This is a genomic window from Polaromonas sp. P2_G11, assembly GCF_056403595.1.
Genome location: NZ_JBFUFE010000003.1, coordinates 99,494 through 121,731, shown reverse-complemented (window position 1 = coordinate 121,731; position 22,238 = coordinate 99,494). Strand labels below are relative to the sequence as shown.

The following is a 22,238-nucleotide window of genomic DNA, read 5'->3' as shown; positions in this document are numbered from 1 at the left end:
ATGTCGTCGCCTTCCGTCATCTCGCTCTACGATACGCGCGCCTTTTTTGAAAAGGCACTGCAATACGGCGTGCAGCACGGCATCATCGATGCCGAAAAAATCGAAGCCATGCGGGTCGAAGGCCCCAAGGGCATGGTGCAGATTGCGCGTTATTTCGGCAATGAGTTCCTGCGCCCGGACCTTGAAAAAGCCCGTGACCGCATGGTGAACCTGATCAGCCTGTACCTCGAACATTCCTGCCAGGGGGACCTCCACCAAGCGGCTGAATCGCTGCGCGATTTCTCGCTGCTGTCGCGCTCCAAGGGTGGCTCGGACATGCTCAAAGCCCTGATCGCCATGCCGCAAAACAGCCACTTCGGCATGAATGAACGCGGCGGCTTCACCGACGGGCACATTCCGCTGCTGGCCAAATGGTCGCTGCGCAACCTGGCCGACTACCAGGCCGAACTTGCCAGGCGCAGCCATGTGGCGCAGGTTGTGGATTCGGCCATCTGGCTTGCCGGAGAGCTGGGCATGGACGCCGCCGAACTCGAAGACGCGGGCAAGGATGCCGAAGCGGTGATTCGCACCGCCTTGCTGGTGCTGGCGACGGGCCGCACCGAGATGCCCGACTGGGTCGCGTTCGAGAAGATGATTGCCGCCTTGCGCAAAAAACACGAGGCTGATCCGGCGGCGCTACCGCTCGCCGTTCCGAAAAAGCTGCCTGCCCACCTGCGGGATGTGGTGGAGGCAGTGCGTCAGTCCGTGATGGCCGACGCGCCAAAAATACTCGACGCGACCTTGCCGCCGCGCCAGCTGTTTGACCGCAGCCCGGCCTTCATGGGCCGGTATTTCTGGGTTGAAGACGGCCTGAACGAGGTCGATCACCATGACCGTCAGGCATCCGCTGTGTGGAGCAAGGTGACCGGCGGCAATGCGGACGATGGTTCGCTGTTGACCCTGTTCCTGTGCGTGGCCGCCGGCTCCGCGCCCAAGACCCTGCTGACCGAGAAAAGCGCCGCGACCCTGCTGCGCAAGATCCGCAAATCCGGGTTCAAGCCCGCGCTGGCCCACGAGTACATCGTGGACCACGCGCCGGTGCAGCACCAGGACGCCTACGCTAGCTTGTGGGATGACTTTGTAGAAGAGGCGCAGGCCACGCTGCAAAGCGATGCCGCTCATGCGCTACACGACGCGCTGGCCTTACTGCGGCGGGAATGCCACGTGCAATAGGCGGTTTGTGCCTGGGGTGGTGGGAGCGCGGGTTTTGCCTTATGGCTCCTTCCGCCTGAAGAAGAAGGCGATGGCAGTGCCAATCAGTCCAAAGAAAAGGGTGCTTGCCGCGGCGGCAATGTACTCGGCCGGGCGCCCGGAGCTTAGCAAGTGCACACCGAGTCCAAGAACCGAGATTGCCAGGTACAGCGCGCCGGCCCGGGCGATGGGGTTGTGATAGCGACTTGAATAGAACGCAAAGAACAGTATCGTGAGAACAGGAATTAACATGATGGGCGATGTGACCATTCCCTCTGCCGCCGCTCTGAGACCGCTGCGTAACAGCATGTTCGCCAAAATGGATGTGACCACGCCCAACAGCACCGCAGATAGCAAGTAGCCGAGCGACCATTTAAGCAGCACGACGAAATCTGAATCAGCACGCTTCTCGGTGTTCGGGGCATCTGGTTCAACGAAGATGCCGCAGCCACAGGCGGAACACGCCAGAAGTGCATCTGGGGCAGGCGACTGACATTCGGCGCAAATTTTCATCTTGAGGCGTGGCGTTGAAGATGGCCGGCGGCCAGACTCGGCCGCAGAGCGACACTGTTAGTCATCACGTTCAAAGCTTGGGATCCGGAAACGGCAACCTATCTTGCGAGCTGCTCGGTTGGGCCACCCATTTATTACCACGACGGTAAAAATCTGCCTGGGTTTCAGAACTTCCAGCCCCAATTTTTAGTGACACCGTGCAGGCGATTTGACCTGAGTACTTGGCATCAACAGCCGGGATGCAGGTGCCGAGCTTGAGTTCAGCGGTTTTGTACTCTTGCATCTCCATCATCAGAAGGAATGCTTGCGTCGCCTCTTTTGTGTCGGGTAATACGAGCGCAGTGGCATTGGCAGTGGTAGCGGCGGGTGTGGTGGCGGGCACTCTGGGCGGGATGACGGCGGCGGGTGGGGACGATGTTTTGCTGCAGGCGGAGCAAAGAAGCAATGTTGACAGGATGACTGCGTAACGCATGAAGAATTCTTTGGGTTTCAGTTTGATAAGAAAGGAAGGGCCTGAGCCTGCAAACTGATTCTAGGCGGCCAGTCTGCCAACCGCCTCCTCAATATGAACGAGCATAGGCAAACACACAGCTGTCATTGGGGCATCGGCGTATCCCTACAAGGGCATCAGTCCCATCCGACAAATCAGGTATGCAGGATGGATACCATGGGGGTTCTTTGCACCGTGGCGGGCGCCGGGTGCCGAATACCCAACCTTTCAGGAGACACGACATGGCCAGCAAAAAGACCAGCAAGAACACGATCTGTCTGTGGTACGACGGTGGTGCCGTCGAGGCCGCAAACTTCTATGCCAAAACATTCCCCGACAGCACTGTCGGCAAACTCTTTTATGCACCGGGTGACTACCCCGACGGCAAGCAGGGTGACGTGCTCACGGTCGAGTTCACCGTCGCCGGCATTCCCTGCATCGGGCTGAACGGTGGCCCGCTCTTCAAGCATAACGAGTCATTCTCTTTTCAGATTGCCACCGATGATCAGGCCGAAACCGACCGTTTGTGGAACGCGATCGTCAGCAATGGCGGGCAGGAAAGCGAATGCGGCTGGTGCAAGGACAAGTGGGGCCTGTCATGGCAGATCACTCCGCGCGCGCTCACTGACGGTATAGCCGACCCCGATCCCAAGGTGGCCAAGCGCGTGTTCGACGCGATGATGACCATGAAAAAGATTGACGTCGCCGCGATAGAGGCGGCGCGCCGGGGCTGAGACGCTTGATGGGATGACGCGCGTTTGCGTCCCGCTGCGCGTGCGCTCCTGTTCAGGCTTGAGAAGTGGTCCGGACGTGATTTGCATGCGAAATTTCCTCCGGAGGTACCGGGCGTAGTACGTACCGATATCGGGAGTTCGTCCTACACCACCGAACCCGCAGCCTCCTAGCATGAAGACACCAGCAATGAAAAGCCACCCCGGCGTGCAGCCGGTAACCGTGTGCGATTCATTCACGTGAAGAGGAGTTGGCGGCGTGATCAAGCGGCATTTTCTCTTCACTTTCATTAACGTTCTCAAGGAGACTGAAATGATTGGAATCAAACAAACTGCACTTTGTGCGGTAGTGCTTGCCGGCCTGGCGGGCTGTAGCGGCATGACGACTCAGGAGAAAAACACCGCCATCGGCGCCGGTGTAGGCGGTGTGGCTGGCGCGGCTCTTACGGGTGGCAGTGCCTTGGGGACTGTAGGCGGCGCCGCGGTCGGCGGTGTGATAGGGCATGAGGTCACCAAACCGAAGAGGTAAGTTAAGTCCTGGATGCGGTGGCTCGCTTGCACGTCAGATGCAAGTGGCGCCGCTTCCCTGTTTCCCCTCCGAGGGAACGCCCGGAGCCTTCAAAGAATCCGGTTAAACCACAGCAGCGACAAGCTGGCAGACACTAGTGCCAGCACGGCGGCAAACAGCGCCAGCAACCCCGAGACCTCGGTTTCCTTTTTCTCAATCGCCAGGCGCGAACTGAGGGTTTCATACACCTTCTTCAGGTCGGCCGCCGTACCTGCGTAAAAGTACTCGGCCTGTGTTGCCCGGGCAATGCCTTTGAGGGTTTCCTCGTCGAGCTTGACGCGCATGGACCAGCCTTCAAAGCCAATCGTTTCGCCATCCACCGTGCCCACCCCGACGGTGTAGATGCGAACGCCGCGGTCTGCTGCGAGCTTGGCGGCGTCGATGGAATCCACACCCGTGGTGCGCTGGCCGTCGGTCAGCAGGATGATGGCGGCCGAGGTATAGGAGCCGGGAGCGACGGGGGTGAATTCTTTCTTCGCGTTCTTGTCGGGGTTCAGGGCCTGGTCCAGCGATGTGCCGCGGGGCTTTTCCCTTCCGTACTGCATGGAGGCGATGTCGATGCCTGCGTCGGGGAACAGTTCGGCCAGCGACACGACAATGCCGTTGCCGATGGCGGTGCCGCGCTGCAGCTGGAATTTGTCAATGGCTGCCGTCAGGTCTTCGCGGCTGAGGGTAGGCTGTTGCACGACGGCAGCGGTGCCGGCAAACGCGACGATGCCGACGCGTACATTGCGCGGCAGGTCGGCCAGGAAAGCCTTGGCAGCGTTCTGGGCGGCGACCAGGCGGTTGGGCTGCACGTCGGTGGCGCGCATGCTGCCTGAGACGTCCATGGCGAGGATGATGGTTTCGCGCTGCGAGGGAAGGCTGATCACGGCAAAGGGGCGTGACGCCGCCACCAGCATGGCGGCGACGGATAGCAGAAACAGCAGGGGCGGAACATGCCGGCGAAAGCTTTGGCCGCGGCCCATGGCTTCGCGCACGATGGAGAGGCTGGCGTAGCGCAGCGCCATTTTTTTCTTGCGGCGCAGCAGCCACACATACACGGCCACCAGCAGGGGAATGGCCAGCAGCAGCCACAAAAATTCCGGCCAGAGGAAAGTCGGCAGGGGAAGCTTTGACATGAAAGAGGTCAACCAGCTGAAGTTCATGGATGTTCCTTGGCGGCTTCTTCAGGCGGCGTGTTTCAGGTGGGCCGGCAGCTTGCCGCCTGCTGCGTTGGCGCCTGATGTACGGCTGCGCCGTTTGCGGAGCTCGGTAAACCGCAGGATGGCGTCAACCAGGTTGTCGTCGGTGGAAAGCTCCAGCGTGTCCACGCCGGCACGCGCCAGCGACTGGCGCAGCTCGGCCTCGCGCTGGGCGGCGATGCGTGCAAAGCGTTTGCGAAAGCCCGCGTCGTGGGTATCGACCAGCAGTTGCTCGCCGGTTTCGACGTCGCGGATGGGAATGAGGCCCAGGTCGGGCAAGTCCAGCTCCAGCGGGTCGAGCAGGCGCACGGCGACCACTTCATGCCGGCGGGCGAGTTGGCCCAGCGGCTTTTCCCAGCCGGGTTCGCTGATGAAGTCGGACACCACAAACACGGTGGAGCGCCTGCGTATGAAGCTGGCCGCGGACTCGAGCAACTCGTGCAGGCGTGTAGGGCCGAGGTCTGTGGTTTCGGGCCGGGCCTGCAGGGTGTGCAGCAAATGCAGCACGTGGTGGCGGCCGCCGCGTGCGGGAATCACGGCATCAACGCCGGAGCCATAGAGCATGGCGCCCACGCGGTTGCCGTGGCGCGTCAGCATGCGGGCCAGCACGGCGACAAATTCAGCGGACACATTGCGCTTGCGCAGCTCGCTGGAGCCAAAGTCCATCGAGGGGCTCAGGTCCAGCAGGAACCAGGCGCTCATTTCGCGGTCTTCGGTAAACACGCGCACATGGGGTTGCTCGAGCCGGGCAGTGACGTTCCAGTCGATGTGACGCACGTCGTCGTGGTGCTGGTATTCACGCAGGTCGGCCAGGTCCATGCCGGTGCCGCGCAGCAAGGTGCGGTAGTCGCCCTGCAGCAGGCCGTCGAGCCGGCGCAGCACGGTCCACTCCAGCCGGCGCAGCAACTGCTCTGCGTTGGATGAAGGTGCGCTCATGGCGATCCTCCGAAACCAGCATGAGCCGCGGAACCGGCTTTGCCGGGCCGCAGGCGGGCGGCCCCCTCGGGGGGCAGCGACCCGCGAAGCGGCGGAGCGTGGGGGCTCACATTTCTAGGCGGCGAGTTTTTCATGCTCTAGTGGTTTTGCTGGAGGCGGGATTTTGGCCATGATCTTCGCGACGAGGCCGTCGGCCGACAACCCTTCAGACAGCGCCTCGTAGGACAGCACCAGCCGGTGGCGCAGCACGTCGGGCACCAGGTCGGTCATGTCTTCGGGCAGGGCGTAGCTGCGTCCGCGCAACATGGCCAGCGCGCGGGCGCCTTCAGTCAGGTTGATGGTGGCGCGCGGGCTGGCACCGAAGGTGATGAAGCGCTGCAAATCCTTGAGGCCATGCTTGGTCGGGTTACGTGTGGCCGAGACCAGGCGCACGGCGTACTGCACCAGCGAGGGGTCGACGTAGATGCGGCGGCATTCGGCCTGCAGCGCGGCCAGCTGTTCGGTGGTGGCGACAGCGCTTACGGCGACGGCCGGGCCGGTGACGCGCTGGACGATGACGAATTCTTCTTCGTCGGTCGGGTAGTCCACCAGCACCTTCATCATGAAGCGGTCGACCTGCGCTTCGGGTAGCGGGTAGGTGCCTTCGGTTTCAATCGGGTTTTGCGTGGCCATGACGAGGAAGGGTTCGGGCACCTTGTGGGTGATGCCGGCAATCGTGACCTGGCGCTCCTGCATCACTTCCAGCAGCGCGCTCTGCACCTTGGCGGGCGCGCGGTTGATTTCATCGGCCAGCAACAGGTTGGTAAACACCGGCCCGAGCGAGGTGGTGAACTCGCCGGTTTTCTGGTTGTAGATGCGTGTGCCCACCAGATCGGCCGGTACCAGGTCGGGTGTGAACTGGATGCGCTTGAAGTTGCCCTGCACAGTGTTGGCCAGCGTCTTGATGGTCAGCGTCTTGGCCAGGCCGGGAACGCCTTCCACCAGCAAATGGCCCTGCGCCAGGATGGCGACCATGACGCGTTCAAGAAAGCGGTCTTGCCCCACCACCACGCGTTTGACTTCATACAGGATCTGCTCCATCAGCAGCGCGGTGGCGTCATGGCCGGTGGCGGAATGTTCGGGCGTGTGCTGTTCCATGCGTCGATGTCCTTAAAGTCTTCAGAAGGGGGGCATGCCGGCGGCCGAGGCCGCGTTTTCAATCGGCACCGCAAAACCGATGCCGACAAACGTGCGTTGCTGGTTGGGGTTGAAGATGGCGGTCACGATGCCGACCACTTCGCCGTCCATGGTGACCAGCGGCCCGCCGGAGTTGCCGGGGTTGGCGGCGGCGTCGAACTGGATCAGGTTGCTCATCATCTGTTTGCCTTCGGGCGAGCGGAAGTTGCGCTTGAGGCCGGAGATCACGCCCTGCGAGGCCGAGGGGCCTATGCCGAAGGGGTAGCCCACGGCCATGACCTGGTCGCCGGGGGCCAGGTCGGCGGTGGAGCGCATGGTGGCGGCAATCAGGTCGTCGGGGATCTTGTGGGCCTGCAGCACGGCCAGGTCGTTCTCGGGCTGCACGCCGGTGATGCTGGCGGTGGATTCGAGGCCGTCTGCGAATGTGACCTTGATGGTTGTTGCGCCCTGCACCACGTGCAGGTTGGTCAGGATGATGCCCTTGTCGACGATGACCACGCCGGTGCCCACGCTGCGCTCGCCATCTTCCTTGCCGTCCTTGTCTTTACCCAGCCCCACGATGCGCACGACGGAGGGGATGATGGTGTCATAAGCCCGGGTGCCGGGGGAGGGCAGGACTGTGGTCTCCAGCGTTTTGAGGACGGCCGCGTTGATGTCTTCCTGCGTCAGCTTGCGGGCCGCAGGCCGCAGCGGGGAGGCAAAGCTGATGGCCAGCAGCAGGGCCAGCAGGCCGACGACCGACCAGAGCAGGTAAAGCTGGTTTTGGGCAAGCCGTTTGGCCAGGCGGGAGGCGCGGGGGAAGCGGGAAGGTGCGGGGGCTGGAATGGCGCCGTCTGGGCCGGCAGCCTGCTCGGGCGGTTGCGTCTGGGCATCACCCGCGCCCTGCGCCGGACGGTTTGAACTGCTGTAAAGGGCTGGCCTGCGCATCCGTTCACCTGTGAGGTCAATGTCAAAACCGGGCTGATACCACCGGGCGTGAAAACCTGCTTCAGGCCCCGTATTTACAGTTGCACCGTATCACGATTTGTGCATCCGTGCACGTGATTTGGGTATAGGCGTAGGGGGCTTTGTAAAGCGCCTGTTACTGCGCAGTCTGGGCTCGATTCGAGCCCGATTTTGGGGCGGCCTGGACTGTTTCAGGCGCTTCAGGCGCCAGGGCTGTCGGCGGGCTTGCGCAGCAGGGTCAGCGCCAGGGCCGCCGAGGCCAGCATCAGGAACAGGCTGACGGCATTGAGCACCGGCGTGGCGCCCTCGCGCATGCGGCCGTACATCATGACGGTCAACGGCGCGTCCGAGCCGACCAGCATCAGCGTGGTGTTGAAGTTCTCGAAGGACATCAAAAACGAGATCGCTGCAGCGCCGATCAGCGCGGGTTTCAGGTAAGGCAGGGTGATGGTGGCGAAGACCGCGGCGCGGGAGGCGCCCAGGTTGTAGGCGGCTTCTTCCAGGGTGATGTCAAAACGTTTCAGGCGGGCCGAAATGATGAGCGTGGCGATGGACACGATGTAGGAAAACTGGCCCAGCACCACCAGCGGAAGCCCTGGTCGCAGGAAATCCAGCTCCAGCCCCCACCAGTCGTCGGCAAACTGCGCCAGGCGGCTGGCAAAGGCCAGGATCGAAATACCCAGGATGACGCCGGGAATCACCAGCGGCGCCAGCATCAGCATCGACAGCGCTTGTTTGCCCGGAAAGCGGCTGCGCTCAATCAAAAAAGCGTTGGTCGTGCCCACCAGCACCGCCAGCAGCGTGACCCAGCCGGCCACCACCACGCTGGTCCAGAGGCTGGCGAGCATGGGGCGATCGGCAAAAAGGCCTGTGCGTCCGGACTTGCTGCCAAAAAACCAGTCGAGCGTGAAGCCGCGCCAGGGCGGCGCCGGATAGGGTGCGTCGTTGAAGGCAAACACCGCGACCACCACCAGCGGCAGGAACAGGAAAGCAAAAAACGCCAGGGCATAAGCCACGGTGCCGGCGCGCAGCCAGGCGGGGCGGGGCAGGGAGGCGATCATGCAGTGCCCTTCATCATGACCGGCGCATGACTTCGCCGAATTTCTGGCCCGTTAATTTAAGGCCAAGCCAGACGATCGCTGTTGACAAACCCAGCAGCAAAAATCCAAACGCCGCGCCTTGCTCCCAGTTAAAGCGCGTGATGAACTGGGTGTAAATCTGCTCGGTAAACCACAGCGAATTTTTACCGCCCAGCAAGGTGGGCGTGAGGTAGTTGCCCAAGGTCAGCATGAAGACCACGATGCAGCCGGCGAGGATGCCGGGCGCGGCATGCGGAATGACGATTTGCCGCAGGATGGAAGGGCCGTTGCCGCCCAGGTCATACGCCGCTTCGATCAGCGTGTCGTCCAGGCTTTCAAGGGCGCTGATTAGCGGCACCACCATGAAGAGCATGGAGGTATAGACCAGGCCGACCAGGATGGTGGCGTCGCGGTAGAGCAGCTCTACAGGTGCATCAGTGAGGCCCAGCTGCACCAGCACGGCGGGCAGCACGCCCGATTCGCGCAGCAGAATCATCCAGCCCAGGGTGCGCACGGTTTCGCTGACCCAGAAGGGGATCAGGCACATCACCAGCAGCAGCGACTTGGCACGGCCGCGCACCAGCTTGGCAATCGTCCAGGCGATGGGAAACGCCAGCAGCAGTGTGATCAGCGTGGCCAGGATGGACATGACGGCGGTGCGCACAAAGGTGTGCCAGTACAGCGGTTCGTCGATGAAAGTGCGGTACTGCGCGATGCTGGGTGCATATTGCCGCGGTGCGATGCGTTCGCGCAGCGACAGGATGGCCAGGTCGATGTGCGGCAACACGATGAGGCCCACCAGCCAGATCAGCGCCGGCGCGAGCAACAACAGCAGGATGAGCCTGGCCTGCGCCGATGCGGATCCGGCATTTGCTGCGGGCATGGCGGCTGCGGCTTGCATGATCTGCAGGCGCTAGGCGCCGGCTGTCCCAAAACAGGTGGCTTGTGCGGGGTCGAAGCTGAAGGCCACCGTTTCACCGACACGCAAGTCGGCAAAGCGGCCGGTCTGCGGCAGCGCGATGCGAAATTCCGTGCGGCTGGTGGTTTCGCGCAGCAATATGGCCGAGTTTGCGCCGTCGAAGAGCAGGCTCTCAACCTGGCCCGCGTAGGCGGTGTGGTCAGCGGGCAGCTCAGCGGCGTCGCGGGCCAGGCTGATCGCTTCGGGCCGCACAAACGCCTGCACGGCTTGGCCGGTCAGGATTTTCCCGACTGCGCGGGCCCGCATGGCCAGGCCCTGGCCGGTTGTCAGCGCCACCGCGTTGCCGGGCTCTGCGCCCGCAGCAGCATTGCCTTGCAGCTTGTTGTTGGCGCCCACAAAGCCCGCGACGAAAGGTGTTTGCGGCTGGTAGTACAGCTCTTGCGGTGTACCCACCTGCTCAAAGCTGCCGGCATTCATGACCGCGACATGGTCGGACAGTACCAATGCCTCGGACTGGTCGTGCGTGATGTAGACAAAGGTGGTGCCGAAGGCCGCTTGCAGTTGCTTGAGCTCGACTTTCATGTGCTCGCGCAGCTTCAAATCCAGCGCTCCCAGGGGTTCGTCGAGCAGCAGCAAGGTGGGCTCGAGCACCAGGCTTCGCGCAATCGCCACGCGCTGCCGCTGCCCGCCCGATAGCTGGTCGACCCGCTTGTCCTGCATGCCGGGCAGGCTCACGCGTTCAAGCATGGCGCCGACCTTGCCGGCGATGTCGGCGCGCGAGAGGCCGCGCCGTGCCAGGCCGTAGCCAACGTTTTCACCGACCGACATCATGGGGAACAGTGCCAGGTGCTGGAACACCATGTTGACGGGCCGCTGGTTGGGCGGCACGCCGTTCATGGGTTTACCGCCGATGTGGATCTGGCCCGCATCGGGCGACAGAAAGCCGGCGATCATGCGCAGCAGCGTCGTCTTTCCGCAGCCCGATGGGCCGAGGATGGAAAAGAAGCTGCCGCGCTCCACGGAAAAGGACAAGTCCTTGACTGCGGGCTGGCCGGCGTAGGTTTTACCGACGTGTTCGGCTTGAAGGTCTGCGTGCACCGGTGATAGGCCGGTTATTGGGCTGCTTTCACGCGGTCTAATACGCGGCCTTCGATGTCCTCGATGCCGGCAGGCACTGCGGGATACCACTTCACGTTTTTCAACGCGGCTTCAGGGAAGCTGGCGGCGAACTGGGCTTTCAGCTTGGGATCGGCCAGCTGGTCGGCTCCCTTGGAGGCGGTGAAGTTGCCGGCAGAGCCTGCCACTTTTGCGGCAATCTCGGGGCGCATATTGAAGTTGATCCAGGCGTAGGCGGCGGCATCGTTGCGGCCTTTGGCCGGGATGGCGAAGGTGTCGATCCAGCCGAGTGCGCCCGACTTCGGTGCGATGTATTGGATTTCAGGTTTTTCGGCATTGAGCTTCCAGCCGCCGGTATCCCACATCATGGCTCCCACCACTTCGCCGGCACGCATGCCGTTGAGCAGCTGGTCCTTGTTGTCCCAGTAGAACTTGATGTTGCTCTTGCAGGCAATCATGGTCTTGCCGACTTCGTCCATCAGCGCGCCGTAGGCTTTCGGGTCCTTGTACAGCGCAAACGGGTCTTTGCCGGAAGCAAAGGCGAAGGCCAGCAGCGTGGGGCGCTTCAGGCGCACGGCGGTTTTGCCCTTGACGTCGGCCTTGCACAGGTCGGGGTAGTCGGTCATCTTGGCCAGCTTGGTATTGACGACGAGGCCGTCGGTGCCCCAGATGTGCGGCAGGCCATAAACCTTGCCGTCCAGCGTGGTGTTTTTCTTGGTGGCTTCCAGCATGGACGGGATGAACAGATCGGATTTGATCTTGCTGAGGTCCATGGGTTTGTAGATGCCGAACTCCTGCTGCGGGCCGGTGATGCGGTCCTGCGAGGGCTGGGCCAGGTCAAAGCCGGCGCCGCCGGTGGCGCGCAGCTTGGAAATCATTTCTTCGTTATTGGACAGCGTGAGCTCAACGTCGATCCCGGTCTCTTTCTTGAACTGCGCCACGACATCAGCCGGCACATAGTCGGCCCAGGTAATCAGCCGCAACTTCTGGTCTTGTGCCCAGGCGGGGCTGGCCATACTTGAAACAACGAGGCCGGCTCCGAGAATGTGGCTCATCAGACGGGATAATTTCATGTTGGCTTTTCCTTGTGTTATCAGTCGACGGTGGTAGACAGTGGTTGACGAAAAGAGATCAGCGGCAAAAAAACGGTAACGAATTGCGCGTGCATTTCCTCAAAAAAAGCATAGCGTGTCCCGATTTCATTTCTGTGTCAACATCTTCTGCAAGCAAGGCCTGCGCCAGGTTGTTCCTTTTCCTGCACCTTTTCTTTTTGCATCCCGGGTGCCCTACCGCATTGACTGAATGACTTTCTGGATAGACACACACTGCCATCTTGACGCCGGTGAACTGGCCGCCGATGTCGCTGAAGTTCGTGCGCGGGCGGCCGCTGCAGGCGTTGCACACTGCGTGCTGCCGGCCGTGGGCGTGTTCAATTTCGAGGCAGTCCGTGTGCTGGCGCACCGGTTTTCCGACAGCTATGCGCTGGGCATCCATCCGCTGTGTGTGCCCCAGGCGCAAGACGCCGACCTGCAGACACTGGATAACGAACTTGCGTTGAGGCGGTCTGATCCGCGATTGGTGGCGGTGGGCGAAATCGGCCTTGATTATTTTGTGCCTGCCCTGACGCAAAGCCCTATACGTGAACGCCAGGAGCACTTCTACCGTGAACAACTCAAGCTGGCGCGCAAGCACGGCCTGCCGGTCATCCTGCACGTGCGGCGATCGGCTGACAAGTTGCTCAAGCACCTGCGCGACCTGGCGCCCGAGGGCGGCTGGCACGGCATCGGCCACGCATTCAATGGCAGCGAACAGCAGGCGGGAGAATTTATCAAGCTGGGCCTGAAGCTGGGCTTTGGCGGCGCCGTCACGTTTGAGCCTGCCTTGCAACTCAGGCGCCTGGCGGCGGAACTGCCCCTGGAGGCGCTGGTGATGGAAACGGATTCGCCCGACATTCCGCCGCACTGGATCTACAAAACAGCGGCAGAGCGCGAAACGGGCCAGGCCCAGGGCCGCAATGAGCCGGGCGAGTTGCCGCGCATTGCGCAGCAGGTGGCGGATTTGCGGGGAATTCCGCTCGCGTCGCTGGCGGCCGCAACGACTGCCAACGCATTGCGGGCGCTGCCGAAACTGGGAGCCCTTCTGGCGTGAAAAAGGGCACCGCGAAACCTGTGTTGGCGGGCCTGGCGCCGCTGGTTTCTCCCGGCACCCGCCTGCTGGTACTGGGGAGCTTTCCGGGCGCCGCCTCGCTGGCTGCGCAGCAGTATTACGGCCACCCGCAAAACCATTTCTGGAAGATTTTGCAAACCATTTGGCCCGATGGGCCAATGGGGACGGGCGGTAGCAGCTATCAAATTCGTAGCGAATGGCTTTTGTCAAAAGGGCTTGGCCTGTGGGACGTGTACGCTGCCTGTGAACGCGAGGGCAGCCTGGACAGCGCGATCCGCAATGCGCAGGTCAATGACCTCGCCAGCCTGCGGCGACTGTGTCCGGCGCTGGAAGCGATTGCCCACAATGGCGGCGAAAGTTTCAAGCATTCGAAGCACACCTTGCAGCTGGGCCTGCCGGTCTACAAACTGCCTTCTACCAGCCCGGCGAACGCATCATGGAGCTTTGAGCGCAAACTCGCAGCCTGGCGTGAAGTTTTTGAAAAGCATGGATTGGTTTGATGTCGAAAAAAGAAACAGAAAAAACGGTGGCTGAGTTGCCCGAAGTCAATTTCTCCGACTACGGCGAGGTGCGCTTTTTGCACCTGGGCACCGAATGGGTGCAAGGCTCCATGCTGCGCGATGCACCGTATGACATCGAGCTGGAATACGTGCAGCGCATGATGGCGGGGCTGCTGTTCACCGACGCGGCGGCTGTGTCCAAAAAGCACGCAATGCAGCTGGGCTTGGGCTCTGCCGCGCTGACCAAGTTTTGCTACAAAAAGCTGCGCATGAAAACCACGGCGATTGAAATCAATCCGCAGGTGATCACGGCCTGCCGGCTCTGGTTCAAGCTGCCGCGGGACGACCTGAGGCTGCATGTCATTGAAGCTGATGCGGCGCTGGAAATCAAAAAACCTGTGCACCGGGGAACGGTGGACTTTCTGCATGTCGACCTGTATGACCACGAGGCGGCGGCACCGGTGCTGGACAGCGCGGATTTTTACGAGGACTGCCGCGGGCTTCTGGCGGAAGACGGCGTGATGACGGTGAATCTTTTTGGCCGCGATTCCAGTTACGTGCAGTCGCTGACAAAAATCGCGGAAGCGTTCGGGCCCGAAGCGGTCTGGGCGTTCCGGCCGACGCGCGAAGGCAACACTGTGGTGCTGGCCCAACGCGATCCGACGCGTCCCGAGCGGTCCGACCTGTTGCAGCAAGCCGGTGTCATTGAGTCGTGCTGGAAGCTACCCGCCAAAAAATGGCTGCGGCTCTTTGCACCGGCGGCGTGATGATGCGGCCGCACGGATGGTAAAGACCCAGGTGGATGGGGTACAGTGCGACCCATGAGCGCCGTGACGCACCCCAAACACCCCAAAGACCTGCATGTGAAAAAGCCCCCTGCCGGGCCGCTGGGCTGGCGCATGCTGGTTGAGTGGCTCAGCGAAGACGGCGTCATCAGCGCCGCTGAAGCCCAGCGCACGATTGCACGCTGCTCCCAGGTGCAAAGCGCGCAGCCGCCGTTGACGCGGCTTGCCAGTGTCGGCATGACACGCCTGGCCGACGGCAAACCCCTGGACATGGAAACGATCACGCAATGGCTGGCCGGACGGGCCGGCCTTGCTTACCTGCGGATTGACCCGCTCAAGGTGGACGTGGGCAAGGTGGCGGACACCATGTCGGCCATGTATGCCGAGCGGCACAAGGTGCTGCCGGTGCAGGTGACCCCCAGCGAGGTGGTGATTGCCACTTCGGAGCCTTTCGTGACTGACTGGGTGCAGGAGGTCGAACGTCAGGCCAAGCGCAGCGTGCGCCTTGTGGTTGCCAGCCCCCTCGAAATCACCAAGTTCACCGCCGAATTTTTTGCCCTGGCCAAATCCGTCAAGGCAGCGATCAAGGCCGGCGGCGGGTCGACATCGGCGAGCTTTGAACAACTGGTTGAGCTGAACAAAAGCAACAAGCAGCTGGACGCCAATGACCAGGGCGTGGTGCAGGTGGTGGATTGGCTCTGGCAGTACGCCTTTGACCAGCGCGCCAGCGACATCCACCTCGAGCCGCGGCGCGAGCAGGGCGTGATCCGCTTTCGCATCGACGGCGTGCTGCATCCCGTTTATCAACTGCCCATGGGCGTGCACAACGCCATGACCGCCCGCATCAAGCTGCTGGGCCGCATGGATGTGGTGGAAAAGCGCCGACCGCAGGATGGCCGCATCAAGACCCGCAACCCGCGCGGCGACGAAGTTGAGATGCGCCTGTCCACCTTGCCCACAGCCTTCGGCGAGAAGATGGTCATGCGTATTTTTGATCCGGACACCACGGTCAAGGACCTGGATGCCCTGGGTTTTTCGCAGCACGACGCCGAACGCTGGGAACAACTGGTCAAGCGGCCCTATGGCATTGTGCTGGTCACCGGGCCTACCGGTTCCGGCAAGACCACCACGCTTTATTCCACGCTCAAGCGGCTTGCGACTGAAGAAGTCAACGTCAGCACGATTGAAGACCCGATCGAAATGATCGAGGCCTCTTTTAACCAGACGCAGGTGCAGCCGCACCTGGATTTCGATTTCCCCGAGGGGCTGCGCGCGCTGATGCGGCAGGATCCGGACATCATCATGGTGGGCGAAATCCGCGACCTGCAGACGGCCGAGATGGCGGTGCAAGCCGCGCTGACCGGCCACCTGGTTTTCAGCACGCTGCATACCAATGACGCCCCGTCGGCGGTGTCCCGCCTGATGGAACTCGGGGTTCCTTCTTACCTGATCAACGCCACCTTGCTGGGTGTGCTGGCCCAGCGGCTGGTACGCACCTTGTGCAGCAATTGCCGCCAGCCTGATGAGGCCGCCTCACGCGAAACGCTCGCCGACCTGGTCAAACCCTGGCAAATCAGCGGCGGCTACCGGCCGTACAAGCCGGTGGGCTGTGTGGATTGCCGGATGACCGGTTTCCGTGGGCGTATGGGTCTTTATGAGCTGCTGACCGTCACGGAAGGCTTCAAGGAAAAAGTCTCGAAAGAGCCCAATATCGATGCGCTGCGCCGCCAGGCGGTCAGTGAAGGTATGCGCCCGCTTCGGTTGGCCGGCGCGTTGAAAGTGGCAGAGGGCCTGACAACCATCGAGGAAATTTTGGCCTCCACCCCGCCTTTGGCCTGAGTCCTTGGGCCTTTTACAACGGCCGGCCCGTTGTAAGCAAGAGGTAAGCCAAAAGATTACGAAAGGTAAGTGAAAGCCACATGGCGGGGGCCGGGTGATTGAATGCACAATCCACCGATTCTTTCTTTTATATATGTATTGAGGAGACAGCCGTGAATATCAAGAGTCAGAAAGACTTTTTCTCCGGCCTCATGTTCATGGGCGTCGGTGTGGCGTTCGCATGGGGGGCAACCACCTACAACGTGGGTGAGGGTGCCCGTATGGGACCGGGTTACTTCCCCCTCATGCTGGGTATTTTGATGACTGTTCTGGGGGCCGCGATCACTTTCAAGGCACTGGTCGTGGAAACCGTGGGCGGCGACAAGATCGGCAAATGGGCCTGGAAGCCCCTCTCCTTCATCATCCTGGCCAATCTGCTATTCGGCATTTTGCTGGCCGGTTTGCCGAGCATCAAGATTCCAGCCATGGGCATGATCGTGGCGATTTATGCGTTGACCTTCATTTCCAGCATGGCTGAAGAAGGCTGGAAGGTCAAAAACACTTTCATTCTTGCGACGGTGCTGGCCATCGGCAGCTACCTCGCTTTTGTCGTTCTGCTCAAGTTGCAGTTCCCGGTCTGGCCATTCTTTATCGGCTAAGGAGAATAAAAAATGGAATTGCTGTCTCACCTGTCGATAGGCTTTGGCGTGGCATTCACGCCCATCAATTTGTTGTACTGCCTGATCGGCTGTATTTTGGGCACCCTGATTGGGGTTCTGCCGGGCATTGGCCCCGTGGCTACGATCGCCATGCTGTTGCCGGCCACCTATGCGCTGCCACCCGTGTCGGCGCTGATCATGCTGGCCGGTATTTATTACGGCGCCCAGTACGGTGGCTCCACCACCGCCATTCTGGTGAACCTGCCGGGGGAATCCTCTTCAGTGGTGACCTGTATTGACGGGTACCAGATGGCAAGAAAAGGCCGGGCCGGGCCCGCGCTTGCCGCGGCAGGCCTGGGATCTTTCTTTGCCGGTTGCGTAGGCACCTTGATACTGGCCGCATTTGCGCCGCCGCTGACCGAATTGGCCTTCAAATTCGGCCCTGCTGAATATTTTGCCCTGATGGTTCTGGGCCTGATCGGCGCCGTGGTGCTGGCTTCCGGCTCGCTGCTCAAGGCGATTGCCATGATCGTGCTGGGCCTGCTGCTGGGCCTTGTCGGCACTGACGTGAATTCCGGCGTGGCCCGCTTCAGTTTTGACATTCCCGAACTGACCGACGGCATCGGCTTCGTGACCATCGCCATGGGTGTGTTCGGTTACGGCGAAATCATCAGCAACCTGGCGCAGCCTGAGCATGAGCGCGAGGTGTTCACCGCCAAGGTGTCGGGCCTGTTCCCGACCAAGGAGGACTTCAAGAACATGTTGCCGGCCGTGCTGCGCGGTACCTTCCTGGGTTCTGCACTGGGCATTTTGCCGGGAGGTGGCGCGCTGCTCGCGGCCTTCGCTGCCTATGCACTGGAAAAGAAGATCAAGTCGAAGCCGGGCGAGGTGCCTTTCGGCCAGGGCAACATCCGCGGCGTGGCCGCACCCGAGTCGGCGAACAACGCCGGCGCGCAGACGTCTTTCATTCCGTTGCTCACTTTGGGTATTCCACCCAATGCCGTGATGGCCTTGATGGTGGGCGCCATGACGATCCACAACATCCAGCCCGGCCCCCAGGTCATGACCAGCAACCCCGAACTGTTCTGGGGCCTGATCGCCTCAATGTGGATCGGCAACGCGATGCTCGTGATCCTGAACCTGCCGCTGATCGGCATGTGGATCAAGCTGCTGACCGTGCCTTACCGCTACCTGTTCCCGGCCATCGTGCTTTTCTGCGCGATTGGCGTGTATTCCACCAACAACAACACCTTCGACATCTGGATGGTGGGCATCTTTGGTGTGATCGGCTACATGTTCGTCAAGCTCGGCTGCGAACCAGCTCCCTTGCTGCTGGGCTTCATCCTGGGCCCCATGATGGAAGAGAACCTGCGCCGGGCCCTGCTGCTTTCGCGCGGCGACTGGAGCGTGTTTGTGACGCGTCCGCTGTCGGCCGGGCTGCTGGGAGCTGCCTTGCTGCTGCTGGTCATCGTGTTGCTGCCGAGCATCAAAAACAAACGGGAAGAAGCTTTCGTCGAGGAATAATCGACAGGAGCCGGCGCGAAAGCGCATGCGAAAAAAGGCACCTTCGGGTGCCTTTTGTTTTGCCTGTTTGCCACATAGTCGGCGCTCAAAATCGTTGCACAATGGCCAGATGAAACGTAGACATATTATTTCCCTGGCTGCGGCTTCCGCCGTAACTTTCGCGGGCCCCGCCATGGCCCAGAACTACCCGTCCAAACCCATTCGCATGATCGTGCCGTTTCCGGCAGGCGGTGCGACGGACATCCTGGCACGGGCCCTGTCGCAAAAGCTGGGCGAGAAAATCGGCCAGACGGTCGTGGTCGAAAACCGGCCGGGCGCCGGCGGCACGATAGGCGCCGATGCGGCGTCCAAATCGCCTGCTGACGGCTACACGCTGCTGCTGGCGACTTCAAGCACCCACAGCATCGGGCCGGCCGTCAACTCCCGAATTCCCTACAACGCGGAAACCGACTTCACGCCGATTGCCTATGTGGCAAGTTCACCCAACGTGGTGCTGGTGCCCAACACGTCGCCGGCAAAGTCCATGGGCGAATTTATCGATCATGCACGCAAGAACCCCGGGCGTTTGAACTACGCGTCCAGCGGCAACGGCACCATCATCCACTTGATGAGCGAGTACTTCAAGGCGCAATCGGGGACCTTCATCCTGCACATCCCTTACCGCGGTACGGCGCTGGCCATGCCGGACCTGATCAGCGGCAAGATCGACGTGCTGTTCGACTCCTTCGTCACCGGCATGCCGCATGTGAAGGATGGAAAGCTGCGGGTCCTTGCGGTCACCAGCCTCAAACGCACGGCGCTCGCTCCCGATCTGCCAGCGGTGGCGGAAACCCTGCCGGGCTTTGAGTCGGTCACCTGGTTCGGGGTTTACGGCCCCAAAGGCATGGCGCCAGACCTGGCAGGCAAGGTCAACCAGGCCGTGAACGCAGCCCTGGCCGATGCCGATGTGAAAGACCGCTTTGCCAGGCTGGGCGCGGAACCCACGGGTGGCACGCCGCAGGCCTTTGCGGCCATGGTGAAGACGGACACGGCCAGGTGGAAGAAAATCATTGTCGAGCGGAAAATCAGCGCCGATTGATGCCTTTCACCGCATCGCGCCGCCTGGTCGTGACGATGCCGGTCAGTTTGACTTCCCGCCTGCGGTTGCACACCGTGACCGCCGGCACCCATTTTTTCTTTGCCTTGCCTTCAACAGGTGACCCATGAATTTCAACTACAGCAACCCCTACACCTCCACCCGCCTGCCGCTGTTTGCCCGCAACGTTGTTTCGACTTCGCACCCATTGGGCGCACAGGCCGGTTTGCGCATGATGCTCAAGGGCGGCAATGCAGTAGATGCCGCGATCGCTGCTGCAGCCGCCATGACCATCGTCGAGCCTGTCAGCAACGGCCTGGGCAGCGATGCTTTCTGCATCCTCTGGGACGGCAAGGAACTGCATGGACTGAATGCATCGGGCCGCGCGCCGCAAAGCTGGACGCCGGATTACTTCAAGCGCAAATACGGCAGCGATGCGCAGACGCCTCCCAAGCGCGGCATGGATTCCGTGAGCGTACCGGGCGCGGTGGCCGGCTGGGTAGCCTTGAGCGAGCGTTTCGGCAAGCTGCCCTTCGCCGACCTGATGGAGCCTGCGATTGAAATCGCCGAGCGCGGCTATTTGTTGCCGCCCGTGGTGCAGCAGAAGTGGGCGGCTGCTACGGAGGAGTTGAAGTCGCAGCCAGGTTTTTCCCAATCTTTCCTTCCCTGGGGCCGGGCGCCGAATGTTGGTGAGCTGTTCCAGTTCAAGGCCGCGGCCAAAGCGCTGCGTTCGATTGCGCAAACCAGGGGCACGGCGTATTACGGTGGCGCCATTGCCCAGGCCATCGAAAAATTCTCCGCACAAAACGGCGGCAGCATCACCGCCAAAGATTTTGAAAGCTACAAGCCGGAATGGGTCAAACCCATCGGCAAGGAGTACCGGGGCTATACCCTGCACGAAATTCCGCCGAACGGGCAGGGCATTGCGGCGCTGATTGCGCTGGGCATCCTTGATAAGTTCGATGTGGCCGGGCTGCCGGTTGACGGCGTGGATTCGCAGCACCTGCAGATCGAAGCCATGAAGCTGGCATTTGCCGATATTTACCGGTACGTGGCCGAGCCCTCGTCAATGGAGGTGACGGCCGAGCAAATGCTCGATGACGCGTACCTTGCATCCCGTGCCAAACTCATCGACATGAAAAAGGCACAGGACTTTGGCGCGGGCAACCCCGTCAAGGGTGGAACGATCTACCTGACGGCGGCCGACGAGAACGGCATGATGGTGAGCTTCATCCAGAGCAACTACATGGGTTTTGGTTCGGGCTGCGTCGAGCCGGAGTTCGGCATCAGCCTGCAGAACCGCGGACACGCCTTCAGCCTGCAGACGGGCGCCAACCAGGTCGCGCCTGGCAAGCGGCCTTTCCACACCATCATTCCGGCCTTCCTCAGCAAGGACGGCAAACCCGTGATGAGCTATGGCGTGATGGGCGCGAACATGCAACCGCAGGGCCACATGCAGACACTGGTGCGCATGCTGGACTACGGCCAGAGCCCACAGGTGGCTTGCGATGCGCCGCGCTGGCGCTACAACGCCGGCCTGGAGATCAATGTGGAGGCCACGATGGACCCGAGTACCGTGCAGGGCCTTGCCGACCGTGGCCACCGTATGGAAGTCATCAACGACTCCTACCAGGACTTCGGCGCTGGTCAGTTCATCTGGCGTGCCGGCAATCCCAAGGTCGAGGGTTATGTCGCGGCAAGCGATCCACGCCGTGACGGCCAGGCCGTGGGTTTCTAAGCAACCACCTTGACCGATACGCCCGACACATCCGATATAAAAATGCCTGCAGACCAAGCAGGTCATGCGCAAGCAGCTACCAAAAGCATAGCGCCCGGCTTGCTGCTCGCCACTTTCGGAGCGATTGCCTTCAGCGGTAAAGCCATCATCGTCAAGCTGGCCTATCGCTACGGCGTCGACGCCGTCACGCTGATCATGTACCGCATGCTGTTTGCGCTGCCCATCTTTGCGGTGATGGCGTGGTGGGCCAGCCGGGGCAAGGCGCCGCTGACGCGCAAGGACTGGCTGGGCGTGCTCTGGCTCGGTTTTACCGGCTACTACCTCGCCAGCTTCCTGGACTTCGCTGGCCTGGCATTTATCAGTGCCTCGCTGGAGCGGCTGATCCTCTATCTCAATCCCACGCTGGTGTTGCTGCTGGGCCTGGTGTTGTACAAGCGCCGAGTTGGCGCGCTGCAAATTGTCGGCATGGCCATCAGCTATTGCGGTGTGGTGCTGGTGTTCGGTCACGAGATCACGCTGCAGGGTGCGGACGCTGCCTGGGGTGCGCTGCTGGTGTTCCTGAGCGCGGTGAGCTACGCGCTTTATCTGGTTTACAGCGGTGAGATGGTCCGGCGGCTCGGCTCATTGCGCCTGGTGGGGCTGGCTACCACCGTGGCCTGCCTGTGTTGCCTGCTGCAGTTTGTGTTGCTGCGTCCCATGAGCGCGGCAGCCGTGGCGCCGGAGGTAATCTGGCTGTCACTGCTCAATGCCACGCTGTGCACGGCTGCACCCGTGCTGATGGTGATGATGGCGATCGAGCGCATCGGCGCCAGCATGGCCGCGCAAACCGGCATGGTGGGCCCGATGTCCACCATCCTGATGGGTGTGCTGATTCTGGGTGAGCCGTTCACGGCCTGGGTGGCGGCGGGGACGGTTTTAGTCATCGCCGGAATATTCGTCTTTACCAGAACCAGATAGCCCCCACGGTTGCTCACTTCGTGTAGCCTGCGGCTTCTCCCTGCCCCTTTTCATTACCCAGGGGCCGCTGCGCCTGCGGTCTGGCAAAGCCAGTCCCGCGGCCCCGGTTGGTGAAGAAGTGCCGCCGTC

At 61.6% G+C, this 22,238-nt stretch carries 22 protein-coding genes; 12 read left to right on the top strand and 10 right to left on the bottom strand.

The genetic code is table 11. The features are described from left to right. Complete coding sequence (locus AC1DWQ_RS11255) at positions 1-1,212, top strand: hypothetical protein (RefSeq protein ID WP_477669724.1); 1,212 nt, start codon at positions 1-3, stop codon at positions 1,210-1,212. A 39-nt stretch (positions 1,213-1,251) separates the two neighbouring features. On the opposite strand, the gene AC1DWQ_RS11250 is transcribed toward AC1DWQ_RS11255, so the two are convergent. Continuing rightward, a complete protein-coding gene (locus AC1DWQ_RS11250) occupies positions 1,252-1,743 on the bottom strand; it encodes a hypothetical protein (RefSeq protein WP_477669723.1) in 492 nt (163 codons plus the stop codon). Positions 1,744-1,813: 70 nt separating this feature from the next. Further along, complete coding sequence (locus AC1DWQ_RS11245; protein WP_477669722.1) at positions 1,814-2,215, bottom strand: hypothetical protein; 402 nt, start codon at positions 2,213-2,215, stop codon at positions 1,814-1,816. A gap of 260 nt (positions 2,216-2,475) precedes the next feature. On the opposite strand from AC1DWQ_RS11245, the gene AC1DWQ_RS11240 reads away from it, so the two are divergent. Both AC1DWQ_RS11240 and AC1DWQ_RS11235 read left to right on the top strand, forming a co-directional pair. Continuing rightward, positions 2,476-2,967 carry a VOC family protein gene (locus AC1DWQ_RS11240; RefSeq protein ID WP_477666150.1) on the top strand — a complete coding sequence of 164 codons (492 nt, stop codon included), beginning with the start codon at positions 2,476-2,478 and terminating at the stop codon, positions 2,965-2,967. A 310-nt stretch (positions 2,968-3,277) separates the two neighbouring features. After that, positions 3,278-3,493: a glycine zipper 2TM domain-containing protein gene (locus tag AC1DWQ_RS11235; protein ID WP_477669721.1), complete on the top strand. Its 216-nt coding sequence runs from the start codon at positions 3,278-3,280 to the stop codon at positions 3,491-3,493. Positions 3,494-3,582: 89 nt separating this feature from the next. Here AC1DWQ_RS11235 and AC1DWQ_RS11230 read toward each other — a convergent pair whose 3' ends face one another. The 8 genes from AC1DWQ_RS11230 to AC1DWQ_RS11195 all read right to left on the bottom strand — a co-directional run bounded on the left by AC1DWQ_RS11230 (position 3,583) and on the right by AC1DWQ_RS11195 (position 11,960). Beyond that, a complete protein-coding gene (locus tag AC1DWQ_RS11230) occupies positions 3,583-4,680 on the bottom strand; it encodes a VWA domain-containing protein (protein WP_477669720.1) in 1,098 nt (365 codons plus the stop codon). 21 nt (positions 4,681-4,701) lie between these two features. Further along, positions 4,702-5,652: a DUF58 domain-containing protein gene (locus tag AC1DWQ_RS11225; protein WP_477669719.1), complete on the bottom strand. Its 951-nt coding sequence runs from the start codon at positions 5,650-5,652 to the stop codon at positions 4,702-4,704. A 114-nt stretch (positions 5,653-5,766) separates the two neighbouring features. Further along, positions 5,767-6,789: an AAA family ATPase gene (locus AC1DWQ_RS11220; protein WP_477669718.1), complete on the bottom strand. Its 1,023-nt coding sequence runs from the start codon at positions 6,787-6,789 to the stop codon at positions 5,767-5,769. Between the two features lie 21 nt (positions 6,790-6,810). Continuing rightward, positions 6,811-7,755, bottom strand: a complete 945-nt coding sequence (locus AC1DWQ_RS11215; RefSeq protein WP_477669717.1) for a S1C family serine protease — start codon at positions 7,753-7,755, stop codon at positions 6,811-6,813. A gap of 218 nt (positions 7,756-7,973) precedes the next feature. After that, the gene (locus AC1DWQ_RS11210; RefSeq protein ID WP_477669716.1) at positions 7,974-8,834 is read right to left on the bottom strand and encodes an ABC transporter permease; all 861 of its coding nucleotides are present in this window, start codon (positions 8,832-8,834) and stop codon (positions 7,974-7,976) included. A 13-nt stretch (positions 8,835-8,847) separates the two neighbouring features. Beyond that, complete coding sequence (locus AC1DWQ_RS11205) at positions 8,848-9,753, bottom strand: ABC transporter permease (RefSeq protein ID WP_477669715.1); 906 nt, start codon at positions 9,751-9,753, stop codon at positions 8,848-8,850. A 12-nt stretch (positions 9,754-9,765) separates the two neighbouring features. Continuing rightward, on the bottom strand, positions 9,766-10,869 hold the full coding sequence (locus AC1DWQ_RS11200) for an ABC transporter ATP-binding protein (protein WP_477669714.1): 1,104 nt from the start codon (positions 10,867-10,869) through the stop codon (positions 9,766-9,768). A gap of 14 nt (positions 10,870-10,883) precedes the next feature. Continuing rightward, the gene (locus AC1DWQ_RS11195) at positions 10,884-11,960 is read right to left on the bottom strand and encodes an extracellular solute-binding protein (protein ID WP_457279531.1); all 1,077 of its coding nucleotides are present in this window, start codon (positions 11,958-11,960) and stop codon (positions 10,884-10,886) included. Positions 11,961-12,189: 229 nt separating this feature from the next. On the opposite strand from AC1DWQ_RS11195, the gene AC1DWQ_RS11190 reads away from it, so the two are divergent. The 9 genes from AC1DWQ_RS11190 (at position 12,190) to AC1DWQ_RS11150 (ending at position 22,109) form a co-directional block, all read left to right on the top strand. Continuing rightward, entirely contained in the window at positions 12,190-13,035 is an 846-nt protein-coding gene (locus tag AC1DWQ_RS11190) for a TatD family hydrolase (RefSeq protein ID WP_477669713.1), read from the top strand. Next, positions 13,032-13,553, top strand: coding sequence for a DNA-deoxyinosine glycosylase (locus AC1DWQ_RS11185; protein WP_477669712.1), 522 nt, complete (start codon positions 13,032-13,034; stop codon positions 13,551-13,553). Before AC1DWQ_RS11190 ends, AC1DWQ_RS11185 begins: the two co-directional genes overlap by 4 nt. Next, complete coding sequence (locus AC1DWQ_RS11180) at positions 13,553-14,320, top strand: class I SAM-dependent methyltransferase (protein ID WP_477669711.1); 768 nt, start codon at positions 13,553-13,555, stop codon at positions 14,318-14,320. Before AC1DWQ_RS11185 ends, AC1DWQ_RS11180 begins: the two co-directional genes overlap by 1 nt. A 54-nt stretch (positions 14,321-14,374) precedes the next feature. Further along, positions 14,375-16,177 carry a type IV pilus assembly ATPase TfpB gene (tfpB, locus tag AC1DWQ_RS11175; RefSeq protein WP_477669710.1) on the top strand — a complete coding sequence of 601 codons (1,803 nt, stop codon included), beginning with the start codon at positions 14,375-14,377 and terminating at the stop codon, positions 16,175-16,177. A 152-nt stretch (positions 16,178-16,329) separates the two neighbouring features. Next, positions 16,330-16,815 carry a tripartite tricarboxylate transporter TctB family protein gene (locus AC1DWQ_RS11170; RefSeq protein ID WP_477669709.1) on the top strand — a complete coding sequence of 162 codons (486 nt, stop codon included), beginning with the start codon at positions 16,330-16,332 and terminating at the stop codon, positions 16,813-16,815. Positions 16,816-16,827: 12 nt separating this feature from the next. Further along, positions 16,828-18,339, top strand: coding sequence for a tripartite tricarboxylate transporter permease (locus AC1DWQ_RS11165; protein WP_477669708.1), 1,512 nt, complete (start codon positions 16,828-16,830; stop codon positions 18,337-18,339). Between the two features lie 109 nt (positions 18,340-18,448). Further along, positions 18,449-19,417, top strand: a complete 969-nt coding sequence (locus tag AC1DWQ_RS11160) for a Bug family tripartite tricarboxylate transporter substrate binding protein (protein WP_477669707.1) — start codon at positions 18,449-18,451, stop codon at positions 19,415-19,417. Positions 19,418-19,541: 124 nt separating this feature from the next. Continuing rightward, positions 19,542-21,152 carry a gamma-glutamyltransferase family protein gene (locus tag AC1DWQ_RS11155; protein WP_477669706.1) on the top strand — a complete coding sequence of 537 codons (1,611 nt, stop codon included), beginning with the start codon at positions 19,542-19,544 and terminating at the stop codon, positions 21,150-21,152. 42 nt (positions 21,153-21,194) lie between these two features. Beyond that, positions 21,195-22,109: a DMT family transporter gene (locus AC1DWQ_RS11150; RefSeq protein ID WP_477669705.1), complete on the top strand. Its 915-nt coding sequence runs from the start codon at positions 21,195-21,197 to the stop codon at positions 22,107-22,109. Positions 22,110-22,238 lie beyond the last annotated feature (129 nt).

Excerpts from the sequence above, each read along its gene's own strand:
- AC1DWQ_RS11255 (WP_477669724.1), top strand. The coding sequence starts at position 1 with ATGTCGTCGCCTTCCGTCATCTCGCTCTACGATACGCGCGCCTTTTTT.
- AC1DWQ_RS11250 (WP_477669723.1), bottom strand. The coding sequence starts at position 1,743 with ATGAAAATTTGCGCCGAATGTCAGTCGCCTGCCCCAGATGCACTTCTG.
- AC1DWQ_RS11245 (WP_477669722.1), bottom strand. The coding sequence starts at position 2,215 with ATGCGTTACGCAGTCATCCTGTCAACATTGCTTCTTTGCTCCGCCTGC.
- AC1DWQ_RS11240 (WP_477666150.1), top strand. The coding sequence starts at position 2,476 with ATGGCCAGCAAAAAGACCAGCAAGAACACGATCTGTCTGTGGTACGAC.
- AC1DWQ_RS11235 (WP_477669721.1), top strand. The coding sequence starts at position 3,278 with ATGATTGGAATCAAACAAACTGCACTTTGTGCGGTAGTGCTTGCCGGC.
- AC1DWQ_RS11230 (WP_477669720.1), bottom strand. The coding sequence starts at position 4,680 with ATGAACTTCAGCTGGTTGACCTCTTTCATGTCAAAGCTTCCCCTGCCG.
- AC1DWQ_RS11225 (WP_477669719.1), bottom strand. The coding sequence starts at position 5,652 with ATGAGCGCACCTTCATCCAACGCAGAGCAGTTGCTGCGCCGGCTGGAG.
- AC1DWQ_RS11220 (WP_477669718.1), bottom strand. The coding sequence starts at position 6,789 with ATGGAACAGCACACGCCCGAACATTCCGCCACCGGCCATGACGCCACC.
- AC1DWQ_RS11215 (WP_477669717.1), bottom strand. The coding sequence starts at position 7,755 with ATGCGCAGGCCAGCCCTTTACAGCAGTTCAAACCGTCCGGCGCAGGGC.
- AC1DWQ_RS11210 (WP_477669716.1), bottom strand. The coding sequence starts at position 8,834 with ATGATCGCCTCCCTGCCCCGCCCCGCCTGGCTGCGCGCCGGCACCGTG.
- AC1DWQ_RS11205 (WP_477669715.1), bottom strand. The coding sequence starts at position 9,753 with ATGCAAGCCGCAGCCGCCATGCCCGCAGCAAATGCCGGATCCGCATCG.
- AC1DWQ_RS11195 (WP_457279531.1), bottom strand. The coding sequence starts at position 11,960 with ATGAAATTATCCCGTCTGATGAGCCACATTCTCGGAGCCGGCCTCGTT.
- AC1DWQ_RS11190 (WP_477669713.1), top strand. The coding sequence starts at position 12,190 with ATGACTTTCTGGATAGACACACACTGCCATCTTGACGCCGGTGAACTG.
- AC1DWQ_RS11180 (WP_477669711.1), top strand. The coding sequence starts at position 13,553 with ATGTCGAAAAAAGAAACAGAAAAAACGGTGGCTGAGTTGCCCGAAGTC.
- tfpB (WP_477669710.1), top strand. The coding sequence starts at position 14,375 with ATGAGCGCCGTGACGCACCCCAAACACCCCAAAGACCTGCATGTGAAA.
- AC1DWQ_RS11165 (WP_477669708.1), top strand. The coding sequence starts at position 16,828 with ATGGAATTGCTGTCTCACCTGTCGATAGGCTTTGGCGTGGCATTCACG.
- AC1DWQ_RS11160 (WP_477669707.1), top strand. The coding sequence starts at position 18,449 with ATGAAACGTAGACATATTATTTCCCTGGCTGCGGCTTCCGCCGTAACT.
- AC1DWQ_RS11155 (WP_477669706.1), top strand. The coding sequence starts at position 19,542 with ATGAATTTCAACTACAGCAACCCCTACACCTCCACCCGCCTGCCGCTG.
- AC1DWQ_RS11150 (WP_477669705.1), top strand. The coding sequence starts at position 21,195 with ATGCCTGCAGACCAAGCAGGTCATGCGCAAGCAGCTACCAAAAGCATA.